Consider the following 22,753-nt stretch of genomic DNA (forward strand, 5'->3'; position numbering starts at 1 on the left):
GGCCGCGGGGTCGTCGAGAGCACTCGGGTCTCCTTCCCACGGCGCGGCATGACGGGGTGATCGTACGCCGCAAGTGGGACCATTCTCGAACTTGTGTTCGAGTCGCCTCGTGATCGTCACCCCCTCCACCCCTCCAAGCCGGGGAGCTTGGACGTCCGGCCGTACTGCGGCGGCACCGCCCCGCCCACTTCCCGGAGCGAGACCGTTTCGAATGGAGGCGCCATGAGCACCCCGACCCTGCAGCGGGACCGTACCGTCACCGATGACGATGCCGGGCGCGCCTCCCACTCCCACCTGACCACCCTCTACGCTCGCTGGGAGTGACCATGGCCAAGATCCGCAAGCGAGATACCGGCGAGAGCGGCAACAAGGGCGAGTTCGGGAGCATCCACCGGGGAGAGGCCGAGGTGGAGATCGCCGCGCAGTCGCCCGTCCACCTCGAATCCGGCGACGGGGGCTCAAGGTCGACACGTCGCGTCCCCACGTGGATGGTCGACCGGGCCGAGCACAAGGTCGACCTCGCCAACCGTCGACTCGAACGGGAGGGCTTCACCGACCGATTCGTCCTTGATCGCGAGGATGAGCCCGTCGAGCATCGGGTGCCCACACGGCAGGAAGTGGATCAGGACGGCTACGCACTCGGGAAGATCTACGCGTTCCAGTACTCGAAGGTCGCGCTGAACAGGCCCTCGATCTCGCACGAGGGATGGCAGTTCGCCGCCGCCTTGGACCGCGTACCGGGCACCGACGAGTTCATAATGCGCACGGCTCCTGGTCATGACTTCGAAGGGTGGCGCCCCGAGCCCGGCCGATGTGACCACTGCGGGAAGTTCCGCGACCGCAACACCACCTACCTCGTCACCCACCCGGAAACCGGGCAGACCCTCCAGGTCGGAGCCTCGTGTATGGAAGCGTTCCTCGGGATCAAGCCCAGGGGGCTGTGGACCTTCGGCAAGGGGTTGGACGAGTTCGCCCCCGACGACGAGCCCGCTCCGGTGCACGAGATGCAGGTGGAGAACAATCGGGAGCTGATCGCAAAGGCACTGGTCGCCTCCGAGATGGGCAAGCGTTACGTCTCCAAGAATCGCGCCATGGAGTGGGGCGCCCAGTCCACCGCGGACCGCATCAGCGACCTATTCGGCACCCTGTCGCCGCCGGGTGAAAACTGACCCCTATGCGACGGATGAATCTTGACCCCCTGCATCACTCTTGGAGGATGATCGCAGTGGAGGATTGGGCAGAGATCCGGCGTTTGCACCGGTCGGAGAAGGTTCCTATCAAGGAGATCGCCAGGCGTCTGGGCATCGCGCGAAACACGGTGCGTTCCGCGTTGGCGTCCGACGCACCGCCGGAGTATCAGCGGGCGCTCAAGGGCTCGATTGTGGATGCGGTCGAGCCTCAGATCCGAGCGCTGCTCGCTGAGTTCCCGAGGATGCCGGCAACGGTGATCGCGGAACGGATCGGGTGGGAGCGCTCACTGACGGTCCTCAAGGAGCGGGTCAGGAGCCGCGGCCGCTGTTCCTCGAAGCGGACCCGGTCGACAAGCTCGTCCATCATCCCGGGCAGACCACGCAGTGTGATCTGTGGTTCCCCGAGCCACGGATCCCGGTCGGTGGCGGCCAGGTCGCGATGCTCGCCGGTGCTGGTGATGACGCTGGCGTTCTCGAAAGTTATCGCAGCCCAGATGATCCCCTCCCGCACTGCCGGCGACATCCTGGCGGGCATGTGGTCGATCATCCACTCCCTCGGCGGGGTCACGAAGACTCTGTGGTGGGACCGGGAATCCGCGATCGGCGGCAGAGGACGCCCCTCCCCACCGGCGGCTGCGTTCGCGGGCACCCTGGGAACCCGGATCGTGCTCGCCCCACCACGGGACCCGGAGACCAAGGGCATGGTCGAGCGGACCAACGGATATCTGGAGACCTCGTTCCTCCCGGGCAGGGCATTCACCTCGCCCCAGGACTTCAACGCCCAGCTCGGCGACTGGCTCGCTGCGCGCGAACCAGCGGATGGTGCGGTCCCTGGCCCCGGCCACCGGGTCAGGGGCCGGTGGCCGGCCGGTCGACGTGCTGGGCAGAGACCTTGCAGCGATGACGGTGTCGCCCCCGGTGGCACCGACGACCGGGACCCGGTCCCGGATCCGGTTGGGCAGGGAGTACTACGTGCGGTTCGAGACCTGCGACTACTCCGTCGACCCCCGCGTGATCGGCAGGTTCGTCGACATCATCGTCTCTCTCGAGCAGGTCCGGGTCACCTGCGAGGGCAGGGTCGTGGCGCCGCATGAGCGCCGCTGGGCGAAGCGGCAGGTGATCACCGACCCCGAGCACGTCGCGGCCGCCGCCGTGCTCCGTAGCGCCTATCAGAAGGCCACCAGCAGAGATCGAGGACCCCGGGCCCATGCGGACGGGCACCTCGTGCAGATGCGCGCCCTGCCGGACTACGACGACCTGTTCGGCATCGACTTCCACGCTCCCGACCACTCGACAAGGACCAGCTGATGACCACTACGACCATTCCCGAGAAGGACCCAGGCTCACAGATCACCTATCTGGCGAGGGTGTTGAAGACCCCGACGATCACCAGGGTGTTCGAGGACCTCGCCGAGACCGCTCGTGACCAGGCCTGGAGCCACGAGGAGTACCTCGCCGCGGTCCTGGCCCGGCAGGTCGCCGAGCGCGAGGAGTCCGGAGCTCGGATCCGGATCGGCGGCGCGCACTTCCCGCAACTGAAGACGCTGGAGGACTTCACGATGGACCACCAGCCCTCGCTCCGCCGGGACATCCTCGCGCACCTCGCGACCTGCACGTTCATCCCCAAGGCCGAGAACGTAGTGCTCCTGGGGCCACCCGGGGTGGGCAAGACCCACCTCGCGATCGGTCTGGGACTGAAGGCCGCGCACGCGGGCTATCCGGTCTTGTTCGACACCGCGACCGGATGGCTCGCCCGCCTCCAACAGGCCCACGCGACCGATGGCCTGGACAAGGAGCTGAAGAAGGCGCGGCGCTACAAGCTGTTGATCATCGACGAGATCGGCTACATCCCCTTCGACGCGACCGCAGCGAACCTGTTCTTCCAACTCATCGCCGCCCGTTACGAGCAGGGCTCGCTGCTGGTCACCTCGAACATGCCGTTCGGGAGATGGGGCGAGATCTTCGGCGACGACATCGTCGCGGCCGCCATGATCGACCGCCTCGTCCACCACGCCGAGGTCCTCACCCTCTCCGGCGACTCCTACCGCACCCGAGCCCGCCGCGAGCTCCTGAAGACGACCACAACCAACACGAAGTAGACAAACACCACCCCGACAGAGGGGTCAAAATTCAGCCGTCGATAAGGGGTCAATTTTCACCCGCCGTTGACACACCCACCCTTACCGACGCCTCACCCCGGAGATGCGCGCCGAGCGAGAGCAGGCACAGCAAAGCAGATGCAGGACGTGCTCTCCTCGGAGCTCATCGACGACGTCATCTCGTCGGGCACCGCAGTGGGGACCGACTCGGACTATGGCCGCAACCTCGCCACGGCCCTCGAGGCCGGGTTCGCGACAGAGAAGATGGAGGGGACGGTCATCAGCGCCGTCGCCGTCTACGGCCGCCAGCAGCGAGAGGCCGCGAAGGAGAAGGCCCAGCTTGATCGCCTCCAGTCGACCGCAGACGGCTTCATCGCCCCGGTCAAGACGCGCGTGCGCAACATCCCGGCGACCGTCACGAACGTGTACGAGTCCCCCCGGCCCCGCCACGCCTACCCCTACGGGGACGAGCCCTTCCAGATCATCACACTGCGCGATGCCAAAGGGCACGAGATCGTCTGGAAGACGGGGTCGATCCAGTCGGTCGAGTCCGGCACAGAGGTCGCGCTCACCGGAACGGTGAAGGCGCACACCCAGTATCAGGGCGTGGATCAGACGGAGATCTCACGGGCGAAGCTCAGCGCGCCAAGCAAGCCTCGCTGAGTTCTCGAAGTTTACATGTGAGGTCCTTGCACCTGTAGGTTCCCTACTGATACGGTCATGCCCGTACCCCCGCCGAACCTCCTCGGGAGACATCGTGCCCGTCCGCAAGCCCTCTGAAGCGCACAACGACCTGATTGCCGAAGCGTCCGACTATTGGGACTACGAATCAGCCACGGAGCCGCTCGCCAAGACCGCCCGGGCTGTTCACAACGGCGACTACTCCTCAGCCCACCGCTACGCCGACCTGATGCACGGGGTTAACCAGCCGCCGCTAACAGACGTGGGCAAGGCGCAGTCAATGTGCCGGGACGCTACCGGGTCCGCGCTACTCGGGATCCACCTCGGGGTCCCGAAGAGCATCTCCGACCCCACCTTCGGACGCTCTCGGAAGGGTCTCGACCTCGACTGGACGATTGACGATCGTGTCGACGCCAGCTTCGCTGAGTGGCACACGAGGCTGACCGACCGGCACACGGTGGTTTTCTACTCGCTGGCGCTCCCCTCTCATCTTGCCCTCGATTCGAGATGGGTCGACGCCCCACCTCGACCCGGGCAGTCGCGGCGCCGGTACATCTCCTCGGCCACCATCGTCGATCTGCGCACTCCTGACTTGCTGTGCTTCACGTTCCGGACCAGCCCTCAGGGAGCACTTCCGATCCGCGCGTCCCTCTCCGCGCCGCTCCGCTACAGCGTGGCGAAATGACGGAGACTCTCGCTCTCTACCTCAGTAAGCATCGGCGCGCGAGAGCACACACTGGACAGCGACCCGTCGACCGTATGGAGGAATGACCTCCTTGACCCGTATGCCCTGGGATGATGTACCCCATGAGCCAGAAGCCTCTCGTCGTGTCCGACATCCGCTCGCGCGCCGGCGCCTTCGTCGCGGAGTGGCGGGATGCCGAGGGGTACGAGCGGGGCGAGGCGCAGGAGTTCGTGCGCGGGCTCCTGGGTGTGTTCGGGGTCAGCGGACGCACCGCGGCGGTCTACGAGAAGAGGGCGCAGCGCTCCACGACGGGGCACCGCGGGTACATCGACGCGCTGATCTCCGGGACCGCGCTCATCGAGATGAAGTCCGCCGGCGAGGACCTCGCGAAGGCCGAGGATCAGGCGCTGGACTACATGGGCTCGCTGACCGAGAACGAGAAGCCTGGGTACGTCATCACCAGCGACTTCAAGCGCTTCCGATTGCTGAACCTTCAGCCTGAACCGGGCGATCAGGATGTCCTCGAGTTCCCGCTCGAGCAGTTGCCCGACCATGTCGAGAAGTCGCTGTTCCTGGCCGGCTACCGCCGCACGTCCTTCGGATCGGCCGAGCAGGAAGCCGCCTCGGTCAAGGCCGCCCAGCTCATGGCGAAGCTCTACGAACACCTCGAAGCCACCGGATACGACGACCACCAGGCCAGCATCTTCCTCATCCGCACCCTGTTCTGCCTGTATGCCGATGACGCGGGCCTGTGGGAGCGGGATCTGTTCTCGCGCTGGATCGAGGAGCGCACCAGCGAGGACGGATCCGACCTCGGCGCGCGACTCGCCACGCTCTACCAAGCCCTGAGTCGGCCCGAGGAGAAGCGCTACGGCAAGGACGACGACTTGCTGATGGCATTCCCCTATGTCAACGGATCCGTCTTCGGCGAAGCGGTGGACATCCCCTACTTCGACCGCGCATCCCGCGAACTGCTGCCGCAGGCCGCCTACTTCAACTGGTCCTCGATCTCTCCCGCCATCTTCGGGTCCCTGTTCCAGGCGGTGAAGGACAAGAAGGCCCGTCGCAGCCTGGGTGAGCACTACACGACCGAGACGAACATCCTCAAGGTGATCCGCCCCCTCTTCCTCGACGAGCTCGAGCGGCGCTTCGAGAAGGCTCGCGCACGGAAGGGCGAGCTCGAGAAGCCGCTGGACCATCTCGCATCGCTCACGTTCCTGGACCCGGCGTGTGGCTGTGGGAACTTCCTGATCATCGCCTATCGGGAACTGCGCGCACTGGGAGCGCGCATTCACCAGAGGATTCAAGAGCTCGAGGATGAGGGCGCGAACCGTCAACGCGGGAATCGGCTATCCAAGCTGGGAATCCAAGGTGACGGCCAGCGCGGGAGGGGTGTCCAGCTAGCACTCGGCGCCGAAGACCTGGTTCGTGTGAAGCTCGCCCAGTTCCACGGTATCGAGCTCGAGGAGTGGCCCGCGACGATCGCGCGCACCGCCATGTTCCTCGTCGAGCATCAGGCGAACCAGGACATGAACCGCACCCTCGGCTACGCCGCCCCGATCTTCGCCGTTGCAGGACTCGGCTCGGATCAATGTCGGCAACGCTCTGCGCACCGACTGGGCCGAGGTGTTCCCTGCGAGCCCGAACGCCGTCATCATGGGCAACCCGCCCTTCCTCGGCCACGCGACCCGGACGGCTGAGCAGGCACAGGAGCCGCGCGGGACGTGTGGCGGCCGCAAGGACATCGGCCGGCTCGACTACGTTACTGGCTGGTACCGCAAGGCTCTCGACTTCTTCGGGGACGTCCCTGGTCGCTTAGTTGAGTCCCGCATAGTGGTGTAGCGCGGTGGCCCCGTGATCGTCTCTGACGAGGACGCGGCCACCGTGTGATCCTTCGAGTCAACCTTCCACAGAATCCTCGAACGGAGTCATCACGATGACCGCTCCTCATATTGTCGACCCTCACGGCCTGCTCGGTGAAGCCCTGGCCGAAGCCTCCCCGGATCTGATGCGCACGATGCTGCAAAGGATCATCAACGAGCGCGCTGTCCGCGGACGCTGACGCGGTCGCCGGCGCGGAATACGGTCGTCCCAGCCCCGAGCGGGTCGCTCAGCGCAACGGCTACCGCCACCGCGACCTCGACACCCGCGTCGGCACGATCGACGTCGCCGTCCCCAAGCTCCGCACCGGCACCTACTTCCCCGAGTGGTCGCTCGAGCGCCGCAAACGCGCCGAATCCGCCCTGATCACCGTGGTCGCGGACTGCTACCTCGCCGGCGTCTCCACCCGCCGAATGGACAAACTCGTCAAAACCCTCGGCATCAACAGCCTCTCGAAGTCCCAGGTCAGCCGCATGGCGGCCGATCTGGACGAGCACGTCGAGCAGTTCCGCCACCGCCCCCTGGACGAGGCCGGGCCGTTCACGTTCGTCTCCGCCGACGCACTGACGATGAAGGTCCGCGAGGGCGGACGAGTCATCAATGCCGTCGTCCTGCTCGCCACCGGCGTCAACGGCGACGGCCACCGCGAAGTCCTCGGCATCCGGGTCGCGACCAGCGAGACCGGCGCGGCCTGGAACAGCTTCTTCGCCGACCTGGTCGCCCGCGGCCTGGGCGGAGTCCGCCTGGTCACCTCCGACGCGCATGCGGGGCTGGTCGAGGCGATCGCCGCTCACCTGCCCGGAGCGTCCTGGCGAAGGCCGCCGCACCCACTACGCCGCGAATCTGATGAGCATCTGCCCCAAGGGCATGTGGCCAGCCGTGAAAGCGATGCTCGCACAGCGTCTATGACCAGCCCGACGCCGCGGCCGTGAATGCGCAGTTCGAGCGTCTGCTGGACTACGTCGGTGAGAAGCTCCCGGCCGTGGCCGAGCACCTCGATGCCGCCCGCGCAGACGTCCTCGCGTTCACCGCGTTTCCGAAGGATGTGTGGGTCCAGATCTGGTCGAACAACCCCACCGAGCGTCTGAACCGCGAGATCCGCCGCCGCACCGACTCGGTGGGCATCTTCCCCTCCCGCGAGGCGATCGTCCGCCTCGTCGGCGCGGTCCTGGCCGAGCAGACCGATGAATGGGCCGAAGGACGCCGCTACCTCGGCCTCGACGTCCTGGCCCGTTGCCGCCTCACCCTCACCACCAATCCCGTGAACGAGGTGAGCACCGATGCACTTCCCGCGCTGACAGCCTGATCCCTATCGCCGAAGGATCGCTACACCACTTCCGGGGACTTGACCGGTCGCTTCGCCTTCGTCTCGACGAACTCGATCACGCAGGGCGAGCCAGTCCCTGCCTTGTTCGGCCCGATCTTCGACGTCGGATGGCGCATCCGCTTCGCCCACCGCACCTTCGCCTGGTCGAGCGAGGCGCCCGGTGCCGCAGCGGTCCATTGCGCCATCGTCGGCTTCGACCGGGAGCGGAGGCCGGCGCCACGGCTGTTCAGCTATGCGCGGCCGAAGGGGGACCCCGCAGAGGTCGCCGCCACCGCGATCAACGGATACCTGGTGGATGGGCCGAAGGTGCTCGTCGAGCGGCGTCGCGCCGTGCTCGGCGCCGGCCTCGGGCCAGCGGTCTTCGGAAACATGGCCCGCGACGGCGGCCATCTGATCGTCGAGCCCGACCAGTACGCCGAGGTCATCGCTGATCCCATTGCGGCGAAGTACGTCCGTCCATTCGTTCAGGCTCGCGAGCTGATCCACAACACGCCTCGGTGGTGTCTCTGGCTCGTCGACCTCGACCCCGCAGATGTGGCACGCTCCAAGGTGCTCAGGGACCGGCTCGACGCCGTGCGCACGTTCCGCTTGGCATCGAAGGCGCCGTCCACCCAGGGTATGGCCATGACTCCTCACCTCTTCGGCCAGCGCTCACAGCCAGACGTTCCGTACGTCTGTATCCCACGCCATTTCTCGGAGGATCGTCCGTTCGCCACGGTCGCGAGCTTCGGGCCCGAGGTGATCTGCGGGGACGCCAACTTCAAGACCGAGGACCCTGACGGCTACCTCTTTGCGATCCTCTCGAGCTCGATGTTCATCGCCTGGCAGCGAGCAGTCGGCGGGAGACTGAAAAGCGATCTCCGCTTCTCCAACACGCTCGTCTGGAACAACCTCCCTCTGCCTGAGATCGGCGAGAAGCTGAGGGCTCAAGTGATAGCTGGTGGCCGCGCCGTGCTCGAAGCCCGCGCCCTCCACCCGGAGCGCTCGCTCGCCCAGCAGTACGCCCCGCTGGCCATGGACCCAGCGTTGCCGAAGGCTCACCGCCTGCTGAACACGGCAGTGGACAAGGCGTTCGGGGCTCGACGCCTATGCAGTTCGGAGCAGGAGCGCCAGCAGATCCTGTTCGAGCGCTACGCCGAGCTGACTGGAGAGGCGCCACAGTGATCGGCTTCGTCGCCGCGCTCGGGTCATGGGCGCGGGCGAACGGATGGCTGACGGACTGGCTCCTTCTCCTCGTTGCGATCGTCACGGCGTGGTTCGCCTTGGTCCAGATTCGCCACGCCCGTCAGGTCCAGGACGAGCAGGCGCGCCCTTACGTGGTCGTGGGTATTCGGCGGGTCACCGGCGGGATCGTTGAGCTCTACGTGAAGAACTTCGGATCCACGGCCGCCTATGACGTGCGCATGGCGAGCGAGCCGGCCATCGAGTCGGTGACGGACCCAGGGCTCACCGTCTTCGATGTCATCCCGACCCTTGTCCCGCAGGACGAGTGGTCGACGATCTGGGAGGACCGTGCCCACGAGCGGAAGGGGGCGGGCGCTCCTGATCGCTTCGAGATCACCCTGTCGTACCGGGGCGCGCCGCCCCCGCCGCGCCGCACTCGGGACGACGGCCGGGCCGCTCCGGGAAGGAGTTCACCGACCGCTACGTGATCGATTGGGCACCCTACTGGTCGTCGAGCTTCGTCGTGCAGAAGGACATGGACGACCTGGTGAAGGCGGTGCAGGGCATCCATCGTTCCATCGGACGCGACCAACTTGGACAGAGGAATCTCGTGGAGTCCGGGCATTCGATCGCCGAGTCGCTGCAGGTCGTGCCGACGCCTCCAACCCCGCCTCTCAGCATGCTCGGCCGCATCAGGAACCGCCTCTGGGGCCGCGTGCACCGCGGCGATGTGGACTCCTGAGTCCGAGTTCGCCGCCGCCGAGCGGTCTCGGCGGGAGGCGCGCAGGTGCCGCCTGCTCCGAGAGAGCCTCGCCGTGCACATCGACCCTCATCGACCTGTCGCCGCCTCGCGTCACCGTCCACTTCGAGGAGAGCCGCCTAGCCACTGGCATCGAGGGCACCGCAGGTCTCCTCCGTTCGCCGGGAGGAAGTCGAAGGCGCCGCCGCATCGTGAGCAGGACATCTTGTCGTGGTGGCGAGCCCATCCGTCGACAGAGAACCAGTGCCCATCCTTGCCGGGGTAGTGCATGGTCTTGAGGTTCACCGGCGGGCGGGGAGGCAAGGGCTCGTTGTGGGCGCCGACGTATGCCCCGGCGCGTCGGTAGAAGTCGACGCCGCCGTCCTGGTCATCGACGAATCCCTCGAGGTACCGGCCCCCATCTCCGACGACAGCCAGGCTCGCTACATCAAGCAGAGCACTCCCGATGTTGCGTCCCCGTTCGTCCGGCACCACGAAGAGTGCGGCCAGCACCCGGTGTGCGCGGGCCATGAGGCGGCCGGCGTCGCGATCTTGCGCGAGGAGGTCCTCGCCGCAGAACGGCTCGAGGAGCGCGCACCGCACAGGCCGTCCATAGCCTCGTTGGTCGCTGCGATAGCGAAGATGCTCGGGGTGGAGGCTGGATCGTCGGCGAAGAGCGCGTCGAGCTCGTTGCGGCGTCGCTCTCGGCGCGCTGCGAGAGACCGCGGAGAGTCGTAGTCGGCGATGAAGGCGGACGACGCCTCGTCGATCGACCAGAGCGCCTCGGGGCTGTCGAACGGCGCCAGCTGGATTCCGGGCGGGAGCTTCCAGCTCCGTACGGCTGGCGCCCGCGCCGCGGTCGCCGCGTTTGCGGCTCGTCTCCTCGCCATCTTCGCGCTCTTCCCGCTCATGCGGTCCCCTCCACAGCCGGTTCGTGAAGCCATAGTGCCAGTCCCCCGTCCCGCCGAGAGAGCTTCCCGCCCACTTCTCGCGGCGACAGCCTGGACGACGGAGGAGACTGGCGATGGCAGGGAAGATCCGCAAGCGCGACACCGGCGAGGCCGGCAACAAGGGCGAGTTCGGCAACGTCTCTCGTCGCGATGCCGAGGTGCTCGTCTCCGGCACCAGCGACCCCGCCGTCCAGGCCGATGAGATCAGCGCAGGCGTGATCGGTCGGCTTCCCTACGAGATCTCCCCTCTGGACGAGAGCATCGTTCGCGAGAACCCCGAGATGGAGGGCAGGGCGTTCGAGGAGGGCTTCGTCGAGCACTTCGGGGACGCCTCCACGGCGCTGGACGAGCACGGCGGTGACCTCGATGCCGTCCTCACCCACCTGGGCGCCGAGCAGGATCAGCGGCTCGCAAGGCTCCCCCGCATCTTCGGTGTGGACCGCGTGCTTCCGGCGCCGGACTCGGATGACGACCGCACTGCGGACGGTGAGGAGTGGGCGGTGAGCTACGCCGGTCCCGGCGGAGTCGTCATCTCGTGGATGGACCACGACGGCGAGCTCGACGGCCCTTCCCTCAGGCGCACGACTGCGGCGGCCAAGGACGCCGGCGTGCGACTGGCTCGCACGCACGCACTGCGACGGGACGTGAACCTGCTGTCGGAGATCCGCTCCGGCGCCAAGGCACCCTGGGCCTTCCTCTCTCCCACGGGGCGCCAGCAGCAGCGACACGAGAATGTCGTCCCGCGTCTGGACTCTGAGATTCAGCGGCTCGTGCGGGAGCAGGAGGAGTTCGAGCAGGCACGACGTCGTGCCGCCACCGACGCAGGGCTCAGCGATAAGCAGATCGAGCAGAAGGTCCGCGGACCGATGGTGAAGGACGGCGGCATCCATCGCTTCCAGTGGGGTCGCAAGGTGGAAGAGAATCTCTGGCACGACCCGTCCGAGAAGGACGGCCCGGCCGGGCGCGGCGGGTACATCGCTGCGTACACCGATGACGAGCTCAACGAAGAGGTGAAGAGACGGATCGAGGGGACTCGGCGCGCGGAAGAGGACGCTGAGCGACTCACCGACCCCGGCCGCTCGGCACGCCTCGAGGACCTCCGCCAGCGGCGGGAGTACTACGAGCGGTGCCCGGGATGGCCAGGGGGCGACCTACCGCCGCAGTGGTCAACTGCCCGCCAGGAGTGGGTGCAGATGAACGCTGTCGTCGAAGGAGGCCGGCTCCGCACCGAGATGAGCCCCGTCCTCTCGCGCCCGGGCGGCGCGACGGACTTCCCTGGGGGTGACCGCTATCCCGTGCCGGACCTGGGCGCCTGAACGGCCTGTCCTGCGGGCCGCCTCTCCCGCCCACTTCCCGTGGCATGGCGGCCCGATGCGAGATCCGCATCACGGGGTCCGCACTCCTCGTTCTGAGCCCCATCACCCCCGAAAGGACGAGCCCATGACCCTCACCGAGATCCCTGCTCGCGCCGATTCGTCCGCCACGGACTATCACGCGCTGAACGCGATGCTGAACCTGTACGGCCCGGACGGGGCGATCCAGTTCGACAGGGACCGCGAGGCGACGCGGGAGTACTTCCTCCAGCACGTCAACCGCAACACGGTATTCTTCCACTCGTTGCGCGAGAAGCTCGACTACCTGATCGAGAACAACTACTACGAGACCGCCGTGCTCGACCAGTACGAGTTCGCCTTCATCAAGAACCTGTTCAAGCGCGCCTATGGGTACAGATCCAGGTTCTCGACATTCCTCGGCGCATTCAAGTACTACACCTCGTACACGCTGAAGACCTTCGACGGGAAGCGGTACCTCGAGCGGTTCGAGGACCGAGTCGCGATCACCTCGCTCTACCTCGGCCGCGGCGACGAGCGCGAGGCGACGAGGATCCTCGACGAGATCATGTCCGGCCGCTTTCAGCCGGCGACCCCCACCTTCCTCAACGCCGGCAAGGCCCAGCGCGGCGAGCTCGTCTCGTGCTTCCTCGCGCATCGAGGACAACATGGAGTCCATCGGTCGCTCCATCAACTCCGCCCTGCGGCTGTCCAAGCGCGGCGGCGGCGTCGCGCTGCTGCTGAGCAACCTGCGCGAGTACGGCGCGCCGATCAAGCACATCGAGAACCAGTCCAGCGGCGTCATCCCCGTGATGAAGTCGCTCGAGGACTCCTTCTCCTACGCCAACCAGCTCGGGGCCCGCCAGGGCGCCGGTGCGGTGTACCTCAGCGCCCACCACCCCGACATCCTGCGCTTCCTGGACACCAAGCGCGAGAACGCCGACGAGAAGATCCGCATCAAGACCCTCAGCCTGGGCGTCGTGATCCCGGACGTCACGTTCGAGCTGTCTCGGCGCAACGACTGGATGTACCTGTTCTCCCCCTACGACGTCGAGCGGAAGTACGGCAAGCCGTTCGCCGACGTGAACATCACGGAGGTCTACGACGAGCTGGTCGCCGACTCGGGCGTGAAGAAGTCCAAGATCAAGGCGCGCGAGTTCTTCCAGACGCTCGCGGAGATCCAGTTCGAGTCCGGCTACCCGTACATCATGTTCGAGGACACGGTGAACCGCGCGAACCCCATCGCCGGCAAGGTCACCCACTCGAACCTGTGCTCGGAGATCCTCCAGGTCGCCACACCATCTGCGATGAACTCCGACCTGACCTACTCCGAGGTGGGTCGGGACATCTCCTGCAACCTGGGGTCGCTGAACATCGCCAAGGCGATGGACTCCCCGGACTTCGCCGGCACGATCGCAACGGCCGTGCGCGCGCTGACCGCAGTCTCGAACCTCTCGGATATCTCCTCGGTGCCGACCATCGCCGAGGGGAACAGCCGATCCCACGCGATCGGCCTGGGACAGATGAATCTCCACGGCTACCTCGCCCGTGAGGAGGTCCGCTACGGCTCCGAGGAGGGCCTGGACTTCACCAGCATGTACTTCTACGCGGTCACCTACCAGGCCATTCGCGCCTCGATGCAGATCGCGAGGGAGCGCGGCGAGGTCTTCAGCGGCTTCACCATCTCCACCTACGCCGACGGCACCTACTTCGACAAGTACATCGACCGGGTGTGGGAACCGGCGACCGAGCGCGTCCGCGAGCTGTTCGCGAGCTCGTCGGCCGACCTGCCCACCCAGGAGGACTGGAAGCGACTGCGCGAGGACGTCCGGGTGCACGGGATGTACAACGCCTACCTGCAGGCCGTGCCGCCCACCGGCTCGATCTCGTACATCAACCACTCCACCTCCTCGATCCAACCGATCGTCTCCAAGATCGAGATCCGCAAGGAGGGCAAGATCGGCCGGGTGTACTACCCCGCGCCGTACATGACCAACGACAACCTCGAGTACTACGAGGACGCGTACGAGATCGGCTACGAGAAGATCATCGACACCTACGCCGCGGCCACGCGGCACGTGGACCAGGGACTCAGCCTCACGCTGTTCTTCCCGTCCACCGCCACGACTCGCGACGTGAATCGGGCGCAGATCTATGCCTGGCGCAAGGGCATCAAGACCCTCTACTACATCCGGTCGCGCCAGATGGCGATCGAGGGCACCGAGGTCGAGGGGTGCGTCAGGCGCATGCTGTGAGCCCTCCGCCCCACAGCTCCCCGAGACGGTGGGCTCCTGCACGGCTCGGCGCTCGGCGCCTTCGTTCGCAGTGGGCTCGGCCGATCGCCGCCCACTTCACCAGGTGGACCCCGATGATCAGGAGGCACCCCGTGACGGGACAGATCAAGCGCAAGCGCGACACCGGCGAGGCCGGCAACAAGGGCCAGTTCGGCACCCTGCACCGTGTCGAGAGCGAGGTCGTCGTGGACGTGAGCAGCAGCGACGACGGCACGCAGGCGTTCACCGAGGAGATCTCCTCGCGGTGGCCGCAGGCGAGCTACGTCGTCCTCGCTCGCGACGAGGAGCGCGGCGACTACCTGCAGGTGACCGATGACGACGGGAACCCGATCGCCGGCGGACTGCGCGGCGAAGCGGAGCTCAGCGAGGTCCTGGGGCGCCACGGGATCACCGAGGAGAGCGTCGCTGATCACGACGGGGACGCGCCGTCGTTCAGCGACAACGCCCGCGGCGACGAGATCATCGGGAGCATCTCCGTCCCCGGCGCTCGGGTCCCCGACGAGCCCTCTCGGATCCCGGATGACGGTATCGAGGTGGGCGAGTTCGGCGAGTTCGGCGTGGACATCAGCCGCGAGCCCCGTGGCGCCAGGGACCAGGCCGGCAACCGGGCTGTCGCGCTCCTGGAGTCCAGCGACGGCGGCTACGACAGTCCTCAGCTCAGCGGCACGATCTTCCCCGGCAACGACGAGGGGTACAGCTTCGCTGGGAACCTCCACCTCACGACGGACCTGGACGGGCGGCTCTGGTCTCCTCAGGAGCACTCCGAGGCGTTCACCCTCGAGAGCGAGGATGGAGAGAGCATCGACGCCTTCTCCCGACGGATCGTGTCCCGAGCCGAGGACGAGCGCGAGGACTTCGAGCACGACGCCGAGCAGTGGAAGGACGAGCTGATCGCGGAGGAGATGAGCCTGGCGGAGGAGGCCCGGCGCTTCGAGCCCTACTACAGCAGCAAGCGCGGCTTCTGAGGCACCGAGAGCGGCGCACGGGAGACCAGCCGCTCGGCGCGCCGACGCACACCCTAGTGGCGGCCGTGAAGTGTCGGTCGCTGGCGACGGGGCGGGGGATCCGACCGAGATGATCGTTCCGGCACCCACGGCACCGGACGTCCCAGTACCGTGTGGTCGTGGCACGGGCCCGACCCCACCCCCTTCGGGTTCCGGCGCCAGTGCACCTCCTTCCCACGTTCGCGTGAGGGTGCACATCGGGCGCGGCTCGCGCCCCCACTCCCTCCCCCCGCGAGTCGCGCCCGTCCCGCCGCATCAGTGCGGCGCCCACTGTTCGAGCATGGCGGCGACGAACCATCCCTCATCTGGCACGCGCGAACCTCGGGGTCCTGTGGATCCTCCCGGGCCGCAAGCGTCCGTTCGCCACCTCCACGAAGGCCACCAGCGACCTGATCGTGGCGCTGTCCGAGACCGGCGACACGATCAGCCAGGTGCTAGAGCAGATCCACTTCGATGCGGACGCCGCCGAGATCCTCGGTTTCTTCGTTGACCACGGCTACGGGCAGCGACGCCTCCAAGACCTCGTCGCATGAGCAACGGCGCAGTCGCTGCGTGCCGCCGCCCACTGTCCCCAGCATGACGACGATCACCGGCCCCCATCCGCTCCGTGACCTCGGCGAAGGAGCCCACCTGCAGTTCGCCGGTCTCCGCCTGGGCCGTGGCCCGCCGCGGGTCACGGTCCGCCGCCGAACCGACCGGTTCCTGCTCTGCGGCTACCGCGTCGGAGGAGTCGATCGCCACCTCGTCGTCGACCTGGATCACGCCGTCCGATTCTCCGTGCCCCCAGGGCGCGCGGGAGAACAGGCATCCGAGACCTGGTGCCACGACCTCCTGCACGCACTCGAGGCGGGGGCCATCTCGGCGGCCGGGCGAGTAGCGCTAGACGTCATCCACGCAGAGCGCGCCGCCTGACCTCCCTCCATCTCCGACCGACCCCAGGAGTCCTCTCGGGTGCAGATCCCCCTCTCCTACCCCGCCTCGACAGTTCGCGCCGGCACGGCGGCGCTGCAACATCCCCAGCACCGGGAACCCGGCACGAGTCTCGCCCTGGGACCCGGCCACCCGGATTGGGTGAGCATCTCCCCGGACGGCACGCTGACCCTCACGCCTCCGGCCCAGACCGACCCCGGGATGCACCGAGTCCCCATCGCCATCCACGCGCCGGGATGCTCCCGATCAGCCGTGGCAGATGTCGCCGTCGCGCCCGCGGCGACCCCCGAGGCGGAGCAAGACAGCATCGACCCTTGGTGCGAGGTAGAGATCGCCCCGGGGCACCTGGGTGGGCTCGCGATCGTCACCGTCGACGGCGGCCATCCACTCCCCGAGGTGCGCGCGTAGAGGAGGCTCTGCGCGGGGCACGACTGGCCGCGGCTCCCGTGGCAGAGAACGCGCTCTGGGTGGCGTCCCCGCGACTGGTGCCGACCCTGCGTCTGCGCGTGCTCTACGCCGATGGCAGCAGCGACACGGCTGATGCCGCGCTCCGCCTGCACGAGAACGCCTGACGCCTCGACCCGCCCACTTCCCCCAGTGAGAGTCCGCTCGACCCAGGAGGAGCCATGGGCAAGGTCGTCCCGATGCGCCGCGGACACCCGCGCGTCCGCAAGCGCGACACCGGCGAGGCCGGCAACCGAGGAGAGTTCGGCACCGTCTCGAGGTCGGAGGCGGACATCGCGCTTCTGCCCTCTTCGCAGCCTGCGGAGAGCGACGCGGATCGGACCATCCGGCTCCACGAGCAGATCGAACAGCGCAGCGGCATCGACCTGTCCCTCGTGCTGGACCACGACAACGCGAACACCGCGCTGAGGATCAACGAGGACGAGGGAACGGGACCCGCCCGCAGCTACATCGAGTCCCTGCCCGATGCCGGCCCCGTCTCCTACATCGGCGCCCCGCGTTCCCCGCAGCGGGTGGCCGCCTCGGAGCTGTTCTCCGACATGGTCGCTGGCCGATCGCAGCTGACCTCCGACCAGCGACGAGAGCTCGTCGAGGAGGCGACTGCGCTGGCACAGGAGAACGACCTCATCCAGCGCCATGGTGGCACCTGGGACCCGAGCACGATGCACCCCGGCCAGATGGCGCGCCTGCGCCTCATGCAGGTGACGGTCGGGGTCAAGCATGCCCGAGGGCCGGAGGGTCTGCGGGATCTGACCGACGAGTTCCTGCGAGAGGAGGACCCCGAGCGGCGAGAGCGTCTGGGCCAGGTCCTCCTCGACGAGGCCGAGATGGCGGAGCAGCCTGCGCGCCGGCGAGCAGACCCGAGACTTCTCCGGGATCCGGGCGGCCGACGACGGCGGCCCGATGTACGCCGGATACGCAGGCTCGAACTACGAGCGCACCGAGAGGGTCTACGGCAGGGAGCTGACCCAGGAGATCCGCCAGGACCTCAAGCGAGCCCGGCAGGACGGGTTCATCCCGCCGGGCTACACGGTGCGAGTCAACCAGTCCGGCGGCAGCAGGATGCACCAGTCGATCAACGTGACCATCACGCCGCCCGAAGGGCACAACCCGTTCTTCCGCGGTCGGCAGTGGGTCTACGGCGAGATCGAGGAGGTGCCGATGGAGAAGCCGAGCGACTCGATCATCCACCAACGCATCGAGACGCTGGTGAACTCCTACAACCGCGACACCTCGAACTCGCAGGTCGACTACTTCAACCGCAAGTTCTACGAGCACATCGGCTGGTCCGACGGCGCGACCTTGGGCGCCGCCGACTGAACCCCGCATCATCGACACGGGCGCCCCGCCCGGAGAGGACACCGTCATGGGCACGACCATCAAGCGCAAGAAGGACACCGGCGAGCAGGGCAACGGCGGCCAGTTCGGTTCCACCCGCCGCGGCGACGCCGAGGTGCAGGTGCCAGAGCCTGGCACGGCTTCCCCCAGAACGTCGACCTCGAGCGGCTCGCAGAGGACGTGCAGTTCGCGCGTCGGCTGACCGGAACTCCACAGGCCGACAGCGCGCGCGGCTACTACGCCGCCATGGGCCGCTTCTTCGATGCGGCAGATGCCTTCGTCGAGAACCGCCGCGACCACGAGCCGGACTCGATCCCGCCTGCCGACGGCGGACCGGACCACGATGCCCTGGCGGCCACGGAAGGCGGCCTTCGAGGCGACTCACACCTACGGCGCCACCTTCCAGAGCCGGAGGCCAGCGCGGGCACGCGCCCTCGCCGCCGCCGACATCTACCGATCTGCGGCACAGGAGGACACCTCCGAGGCGATCGACGGCCTGCGCGAGCTCGGAGCGCGTCATGGCGCCGCCTACGTGTCCCTCCCCGGCAACGACGACTTCAGCGACACCTCGATGCTGTCCGCCTATCCGGTGTTCTACGACGCCGACGGCGAGGAGATGGAGTGGCAGGAGGAGCCGGAGATCCAGAACGGACCGGAGTACGACGACTGGACCATGGCGGATCGCGACGAGTGGATCGTCCAGGACCTCGCTCCGGTCACGAGGGAAGACCCCGAGCTGGAGGCGATGACCACCCGCACCGATCACGCCTACGTCTACCGCTGCGCACCCCGGTCACAGTCGGCCTAACCTGGCCTTTCACCTGCGGGTTCACTCTTCGCGACATCGTCCGCGATCCCCCGCCCACTACACCGGATGCCACGGAGTAATGCCTGGCGAGTGTCCGCGCCCTCACCTACAGTTGGCGCGAAGTTCTCAAGGACCGGATCGGAAGGAGGCGACCATGAAGCACCTGCACGCGTTCACCCAGCGCACCGCGACAGCGTCGTGGCGCGCCCCTTCTCATGCCCGGGTCTGAAGCGCCCTGGGTTCCGTTCCGTGGTTAGACGGTCGCGGGCGCGGTCGTCGTGGGGTGAGTGTAGGACGCTTCGACTTCGGCCGGGGTGCGATAGTCGAGTGCTTCGTGCAGGCGCTTCGTGTTCCACCAGGTGACCCAGTCCAGAGTGGCGATCTCGACGGCGGTCGCTGAGGGCCAGGTGCGGCGTCGGTGGATGAGCTCGGCTTTGTAGAGGCCGTTGACGGTCTCAGCCAGGGCGTTGTCGTAGCTGTCTCCGACGGATCCGACCGAGGCCTGGACTCCGGCGGTGATCAGCGCATCGGAGTAGGCCAGCGAGACGTAGTTGCTGCCCCTATCGCTGTGATGGATCAGCCCAGTCCGAGACGCTTCTGCCGGGGAGGTCTGGAGGGCCTGCTCGAGAGCCTGCAGTGGCAGTGCCTCAGTGCGGAGGCTGGTGGCCACTGCCCAGCCGACGATCCTTCGCGTGAAAACGTCCGTGATGAACGCGGTGTAGCAGAACCCGGACGGGATCCGGACGTAGGTGATGTCAGCGACCCAGAGCTGATTCGGTCCGGCGACCGTGAAGTTCCGCTCGACCAGATCAGGACGACGGTCCAGGCCACCAGCAGGGCTCGTCGTGAACACCTTTCGACCACGGCGTATCCCGCACAGAAGTTGAGTCCCGCATAGTGGTGTAGCGCGGTGGCCCCGTGATCGTCTCTGACGAGGACGCGGCCACCGTGTGATCCTTCGAGTCAACCTTCCACAGAATCCTCGAACGGAGTCATCACGATGACCGCTCCTCATATTGTCGACCCTCACGGCCTGCTCGGTGAAGCCCTGGCCGAAGCCTCCCCGGATCTGATGCGCACGATGCTGCAAAGGATCATCAACGAGTCGCTGTCCGCGGACGCTGACGCGGTCGCCGGCGCGGAATACGGTCGTCCCAGCCCCGAGCGGGTCGCTCAGCGCAACGGCTACCGCCACCGCGACCTCGACACCCGCGTCGGCACGATCGACGTCGCCGTCCCCAAGCTCCGCACCGGCACCTACTTCCCCGAGTGGTCGCTCGAGCGCCGCAAACGCGCCGAATCCGCCCTGATCACCGTGGTCGCGGACTGCTACCTCGCCGGCGTCTCCACCCGCCGAATGGACAAACTCGTCAAAACCCTCGGCATCAACAGCCTCTCGAAGTCCCAGGTCAGCCGCATGGCGGCCGATCTGGACGAGCACGTCGAGCAGTTCCGCCACCGCCCCCTGGACGAGGCCGGGCCGTTCACGTTCGTCTCCGCCGACGCACTGACGATGAAGGTCCGCGAGGGCGGACGAGTCATCAATGCCGTCGTCCTGCTCGCCACCGGCGTCAACGGCGACGGCCACCGCGAAGTCCTCGGCATCCGGGTCGCGACCAGCGAGACCGGCGCGGCCTGGAACAGCTTCTTCGCCGACCTGGTCGCCCGCGGCCTGGGCGGAGTCCGCCTGGTCACCTCCGACGCGCATGCGGGGCTGGTCGAGGCGATCGCCGCTCACCTGCCCGGAGCGTCCTGGGCAGGCCGCCGCACCCACTACGCCGCGAATCTGATGAGCATCTGCCCCAAGGGCATGTGGCCAGCCGTGAAAGCGATCTTTGCACAGCGTCTATGACCAGCCCGACGCCGCGGCCGTGAATGCGCAGTTCGAGCGTCTGCTGGACTACGTCGGTGAGAAGCTCCCGGCCGTGGCCGAGCACCTCGATGCCGCCCGCGCAGACGTCCTCGCGTTCACCGCGTTTCCGAAGGATGTGTGGGTCCAGATCTGGTCGAACAACCCCACCGAGCGTCTGAACCGCGAGATCCGCCGCCGCACCGACTCGGTGGGCATCTTCCCCTCCCGCGAGGCGATCGTCCGCCTCGTCGGCGCGGTCCTGGCCGAGCAGACCGATGAATGGGCCGAAGGACGCCGCTACCTCGGCCTCGACGTCCTGGCCCGTTGCCGCCTCACCCTCACCACCAATCCCGTGAACGAGGTGAGCACCGATGCACTTCCCGCGCTGACAGCCTGATCCCTATCGCCGAAGGATCGCTACACCACTTCCGGGGACTTGACCCGCACAGACCGGCGGCTTTCATCAGCCGAGCGGTCTGGTCGCGGCCGACTTCCCATCCGGCACGGCGCATCGCGTGATGCATCTTCCGATACCCGTAGACGCCGTAGTTCTCGGCATGAATCCGACGGATCTCTTCGACGAGCACCTCGTCACGGACCGCTCTGGCCGATGCCGGGCGCGCTTCGCGGCACGGTAGCCGCGAGAGGTGAGGAACCCACGTTCCGTCGCGCCCAGGACGCGGCAGATGGCCTCGACCCCGAAGTGATCGCGATGCCTATCGATGAAGGCGATCATTTCGTCGTGGGGTGGTCGAGTTCCCTGGCGAAAAACACGGAGGCGGCCTTGAGGATCTCGTTGGCCCGCCGGGACTCGGCGAGCTCTCGACGCAGTCTGCGGTTCTCCTCCTCGAGAGACTCCGCGGGGCCGGCCGAGGGCTCGGCTGGCCCGTAGCGGTTGCACCAGATCCTCAGCGTCTCCATGCCAACGCCGAGTTGGGGCGCGACAGCTCGGATCGACTCCGATCGTGGGCCACCTTCGAGTGCCTGGCGGTCGTAGACCATCCGCACGGCACGGTCACGCGACTCCGGACTGAACTTCTTGGGCATACTCCGATTCTCCTTGCTGAGACTCGGAACGGAACCCAGGGCGCTTCAGCGGTTGTTGTACCAGTCGACCCAGCCGGCGGTCGCGAACTCGACGTCCGCGAGGGTCCGGTAGGGGCCGGCGTGGAAGACGTTGGTGCGGATGCACTCGGTCTTGTAGAGCCCGTTGATCGTCTCCATCAGCGCGTTGTCCAAGGCGTCGCCGACGGTCCCGATCGACGGGGCGATGCCCTCGAGGGCGAGATGCTCGGTCAGTCGAATGACGGTGTACTGAGTCCCAGCGTCGCTGTGATGGATCAAGTTCCCTGGTGAGACCGGGTTTCCTTCCCTCTCGCGGTGCCACAGCGCGATGCGCAGCGGGGTCATGGCCAGGTCGACCTGCTTCGAGGTGGAGGCGTGCCAGCCCACGATTCGCTGGGCGAAGACGTCGACGACGAACGCGACGTAGACGAACCCCGCCCAGGTGCGGACGTAGGTGAAGTCGGTGACCCAGACCCGGTTCGGAGCAGGGGCGGTGAAGTCACGATTCAGCAGGTCACCGGCCCGTTTCCCGTCCGGGCCGGGGATCGTGGTGCGGACCTTCTTCACTCGCCGGATACCCTCAAGACCGAGGGTCCGCATCGCCCGGTCCACCGCCCCGCGGGAGGTGCCGGCCAGGCCTTCCTGGCGGCGGAGCAGCCGCGACCCACTTCCTACGTCCGTAGAGCCCCTCGGGCGTCATCTGGACCTGCCCGGTGGCGGGGTTGATGGTCCAGGCGAGGTCGCGGATCTTGTCCTCGACCAGGGCGTCTGTGACGGTGCGGGCCGCGATGCTGGCCGGATTCTTCCAGGCCCGGTAGGTGCGTGCAGCGATCGTCAGGCCCTGCTGACGCAGGACGCGGAGGATCGGCTCGACTGCATAGCCCTCGGCTCTCATCTCGTCGATGAACGCGCAGATCAGCGGTTGCGGGGGTCGAGCTCCCCGATGCTCC

19 protein-coding genes and 6 pseudogenes are annotated in these 22,753 nt (G+C 67.3%); 21 read left to right on the plus strand and 4 right to left on the minus strand.

Features of this window, described 5'->3' with window-relative positions; all coding sequences use genetic code 11:
- Positions 1 to 407: 407 nt before the first annotated feature.
- The 11 genes and pseudogenes from WKH84_RS04770 (at position 408) to WKH84_RS04820 (ending at position 9,769) form a co-directional block, all read left to right on the plus strand.
- Complete coding sequence (locus tag WKH84_RS04770) at positions 408 to 1,169, plus strand: hypothetical protein (protein ID WP_341855806.1); 762 nt, start codon at positions 408 to 410, stop codon at positions 1,167 to 1,169.
- 47 nt (positions 1,170 to 1,216) lie between these two features.
- A pseudogene (istA, locus tag WKH84_RS04775) lies at positions 1,217 to 2,498 on the plus strand (IS21 family transposase).
- Positions 2,498 to 3,289: an IS21-like element helper ATPase IstB gene (gene istB / locus WKH84_RS04780; RefSeq protein WP_341855807.1), complete on the plus strand. Its 792-nt coding sequence runs from the start codon at positions 2,498 to 2,500 to the stop codon at positions 3,287 to 3,289. The pseudogene istA and the gene istB overlap by 1 nt, the downstream one beginning before the upstream one ends.
- 138 nt (positions 3,290 to 3,427) lie before the next feature.
- Complete coding sequence (locus WKH84_RS04785) at positions 3,428 to 3,952, plus strand: hypothetical protein (protein WP_341855808.1); 525 nt, start codon at positions 3,428 to 3,430, stop codon at positions 3,950 to 3,952.
- A 94-nt stretch (positions 3,953 to 4,046) separates the two neighbouring features.
- Positions 4,047 to 4,655, plus strand: coding sequence for a hypothetical protein (locus tag WKH84_RS04790; protein WP_341855809.1), 609 nt, complete (start codon positions 4,047 to 4,049; stop codon positions 4,653 to 4,655).
- Between the two features lie 122 nt (positions 4,656 to 4,777).
- Entirely contained in the window at positions 4,778 to 6,355 is a 1,578-nt protein-coding gene (locus WKH84_RS04795; RefSeq protein WP_341855810.1) for a type IIL restriction-modification enzyme MmeI, read from the plus strand.
- The gene (locus WKH84_RS04800) at positions 6,261 to 6,497 is read left to right on the plus strand and encodes a DNA methyltransferase (protein ID WP_341856776.1); all 237 of its coding nucleotides are present in this window, start codon (positions 6,261 to 6,263) and stop codon (positions 6,495 to 6,497) included. The genes WKH84_RS04795 and WKH84_RS04800 overlap by 95 nt, the downstream gene beginning before the upstream one ends.
- A gap of 94 nt (positions 6,498 to 6,591) precedes the next feature.
- Positions 6,592 to 7,842 (plus strand): annotated as a pseudogene (locus WKH84_RS04805) (IS256 family transposase).
- Positions 7,843 to 7,881: 39 nt separating this feature from the next.
- A complete protein-coding gene (locus tag WKH84_RS04810; RefSeq protein ID WP_341855811.1) occupies positions 7,882 to 9,027 on the plus strand; it encodes a type IIL restriction-modification enzyme MmeI in 1,146 nt (381 codons plus the stop codon).
- Entirely contained in the window at positions 9,024 to 9,515 is a 492-nt protein-coding gene (locus WKH84_RS04815) for a hypothetical protein (RefSeq protein WP_341855812.1), read from the plus strand. Before WKH84_RS04810 ends, WKH84_RS04815 begins: the two co-directional genes overlap by 4 nt.
- On the plus strand, positions 9,512 to 9,769 hold the full coding sequence (locus WKH84_RS04820; RefSeq protein ID WP_341855813.1) for a hypothetical protein: 258 nt from the start codon (positions 9,512 to 9,514) through the stop codon (positions 9,767 to 9,769). Before WKH84_RS04815 ends, WKH84_RS04820 begins: the two co-directional genes overlap by 4 nt.
- 111 nt (positions 9,770 to 9,880) lie before the next feature.
- On the opposite strand, the gene WKH84_RS04825 is transcribed toward WKH84_RS04820, so the two are convergent.
- Positions 9,881 to 10,369 (minus strand): hypothetical protein, encoded by a 489-nt coding sequence (locus tag WKH84_RS04825; RefSeq protein WP_341855814.1) that lies wholly within the window; start codon positions 10,367 to 10,369, stop codon positions 9,881 to 9,883.
- A 421-nt stretch (positions 10,370 to 10,790) separates the two neighbouring features.
- Between WKH84_RS04825 and WKH84_RS04830 the strand changes: the two genes are divergently transcribed.
- The 9 genes and pseudogenes from WKH84_RS04830 (at position 10,791) to WKH84_RS04870 (ending at position 18,886) form a co-directional block, all read left to right on the plus strand.
- Positions 10,791 to 12,032 (plus strand): hypothetical protein, encoded by a 1,242-nt coding sequence (locus WKH84_RS04830; RefSeq protein ID WP_341855815.1) that lies wholly within the window; start codon positions 10,791 to 10,793, stop codon positions 12,030 to 12,032.
- A gap of 124 nt (positions 12,033 to 12,156) precedes the next feature.
- A pseudogene (nrdE, locus tag WKH84_RS04835) lies at positions 12,157 to 14,302 on the plus strand (class 1b ribonucleoside-diphosphate reductase subunit alpha).
- Positions 14,303 to 14,433: 131 nt separating this feature from the next.
- Positions 14,434 to 15,306 (plus strand): hypothetical protein, encoded by an 873-nt coding sequence (locus WKH84_RS04840; protein WP_341855816.1) that lies wholly within the window; start codon positions 14,434 to 14,436, stop codon positions 15,304 to 15,306.
- 434 nt (positions 15,307 to 15,740) lie between these two features.
- Positions 15,741 to 15,878, plus strand: a complete 138-nt coding sequence (locus WKH84_RS04845; protein WP_341855817.1) for a hypothetical protein — start codon at positions 15,741 to 15,743, stop codon at positions 15,876 to 15,878.
- Between the two features lie 418 nt (positions 15,879 to 16,296).
- A complete protein-coding gene (locus WKH84_RS04850; protein ID WP_341855818.1) occupies positions 16,297 to 16,683 on the plus strand; it encodes a Rib/alpha-like domain-containing protein in 387 nt (128 codons plus the stop codon).
- Positions 16,684 to 16,721: 38 nt separating this feature from the next.
- Positions 16,722 to 16,847 (plus strand): hypothetical protein, encoded by a 126-nt coding sequence (locus WKH84_RS04855; protein ID WP_341855819.1) that lies wholly within the window; start codon positions 16,722 to 16,724, stop codon positions 16,845 to 16,847.
- A 796-nt stretch (positions 16,848 to 17,643) separates the two neighbouring features.
- The gene (locus tag WKH84_RS04860; RefSeq protein WP_341855820.1) at positions 17,644 to 18,060 is read left to right on the plus strand and encodes a hypothetical protein; all 417 of its coding nucleotides are present in this window, start codon (positions 17,644 to 17,646) and stop codon (positions 18,058 to 18,060) included.
- A 46-nt stretch (positions 18,061 to 18,106) separates the two neighbouring features.
- Positions 18,107 to 18,280, plus strand: a complete 174-nt coding sequence (locus WKH84_RS04865) for a hypothetical protein (RefSeq protein ID WP_341855821.1) — start codon at positions 18,107 to 18,109, stop codon at positions 18,278 to 18,280.
- Between the two features lie 69 nt (positions 18,281 to 18,349).
- Positions 18,350 to 18,886, plus strand: coding sequence for a hypothetical protein (locus WKH84_RS04870; protein WP_341855822.1), 537 nt, complete (start codon positions 18,350 to 18,352; stop codon positions 18,884 to 18,886).
- A 253-nt stretch (positions 18,887 to 19,139) separates the two neighbouring features.
- On the opposite strand, the gene WKH84_RS04875 is transcribed toward WKH84_RS04870, so the two are convergent.
- Complete coding sequence (locus WKH84_RS04875) at positions 19,140 to 19,901, minus strand: IS3 family transposase (protein WP_341856777.1); 762 nt, start codon at positions 19,899 to 19,901, stop codon at positions 19,140 to 19,142.
- Here WKH84_RS04875 and WKH84_RS04880 point away from each other — a divergent pair.
- Positions 19,887 to 21,135, plus strand: a pseudogene (locus tag WKH84_RS04880) (IS256 family transposase). The gene WKH84_RS04875 and the pseudogene WKH84_RS04880 sit on opposite strands and share 15 nt — an antisense overlap.
- A gap of 380 nt (positions 21,136 to 21,515) precedes the next feature.
- Here WKH84_RS04880 and WKH84_RS04885 read toward each other — a convergent pair.
- A pseudogene (locus WKH84_RS04885) lies at positions 21,516 to 21,785 on the minus strand (transposase); the annotation flags it as partial.
- A 48-nt stretch (positions 21,786 to 21,833) separates the two neighbouring features.
- Positions 21,834 to 22,743, minus strand: a pseudogene (locus WKH84_RS04890) (IS3 family transposase); the annotation flags it as partial.
- Positions 22,744 to 22,753: the final 10 nt, after the last annotated feature.

The sequence above is a fragment of the Brachybacterium sp. GPGPB12 genome (assembly GCF_038396325.1).
In the GTDB taxonomy this organism is placed as follows: Bacteria; Actinomycetota; Actinomycetes; order Actinomycetales; family Dermabacteraceae; genus Brachybacterium; species Brachybacterium conglomeratum.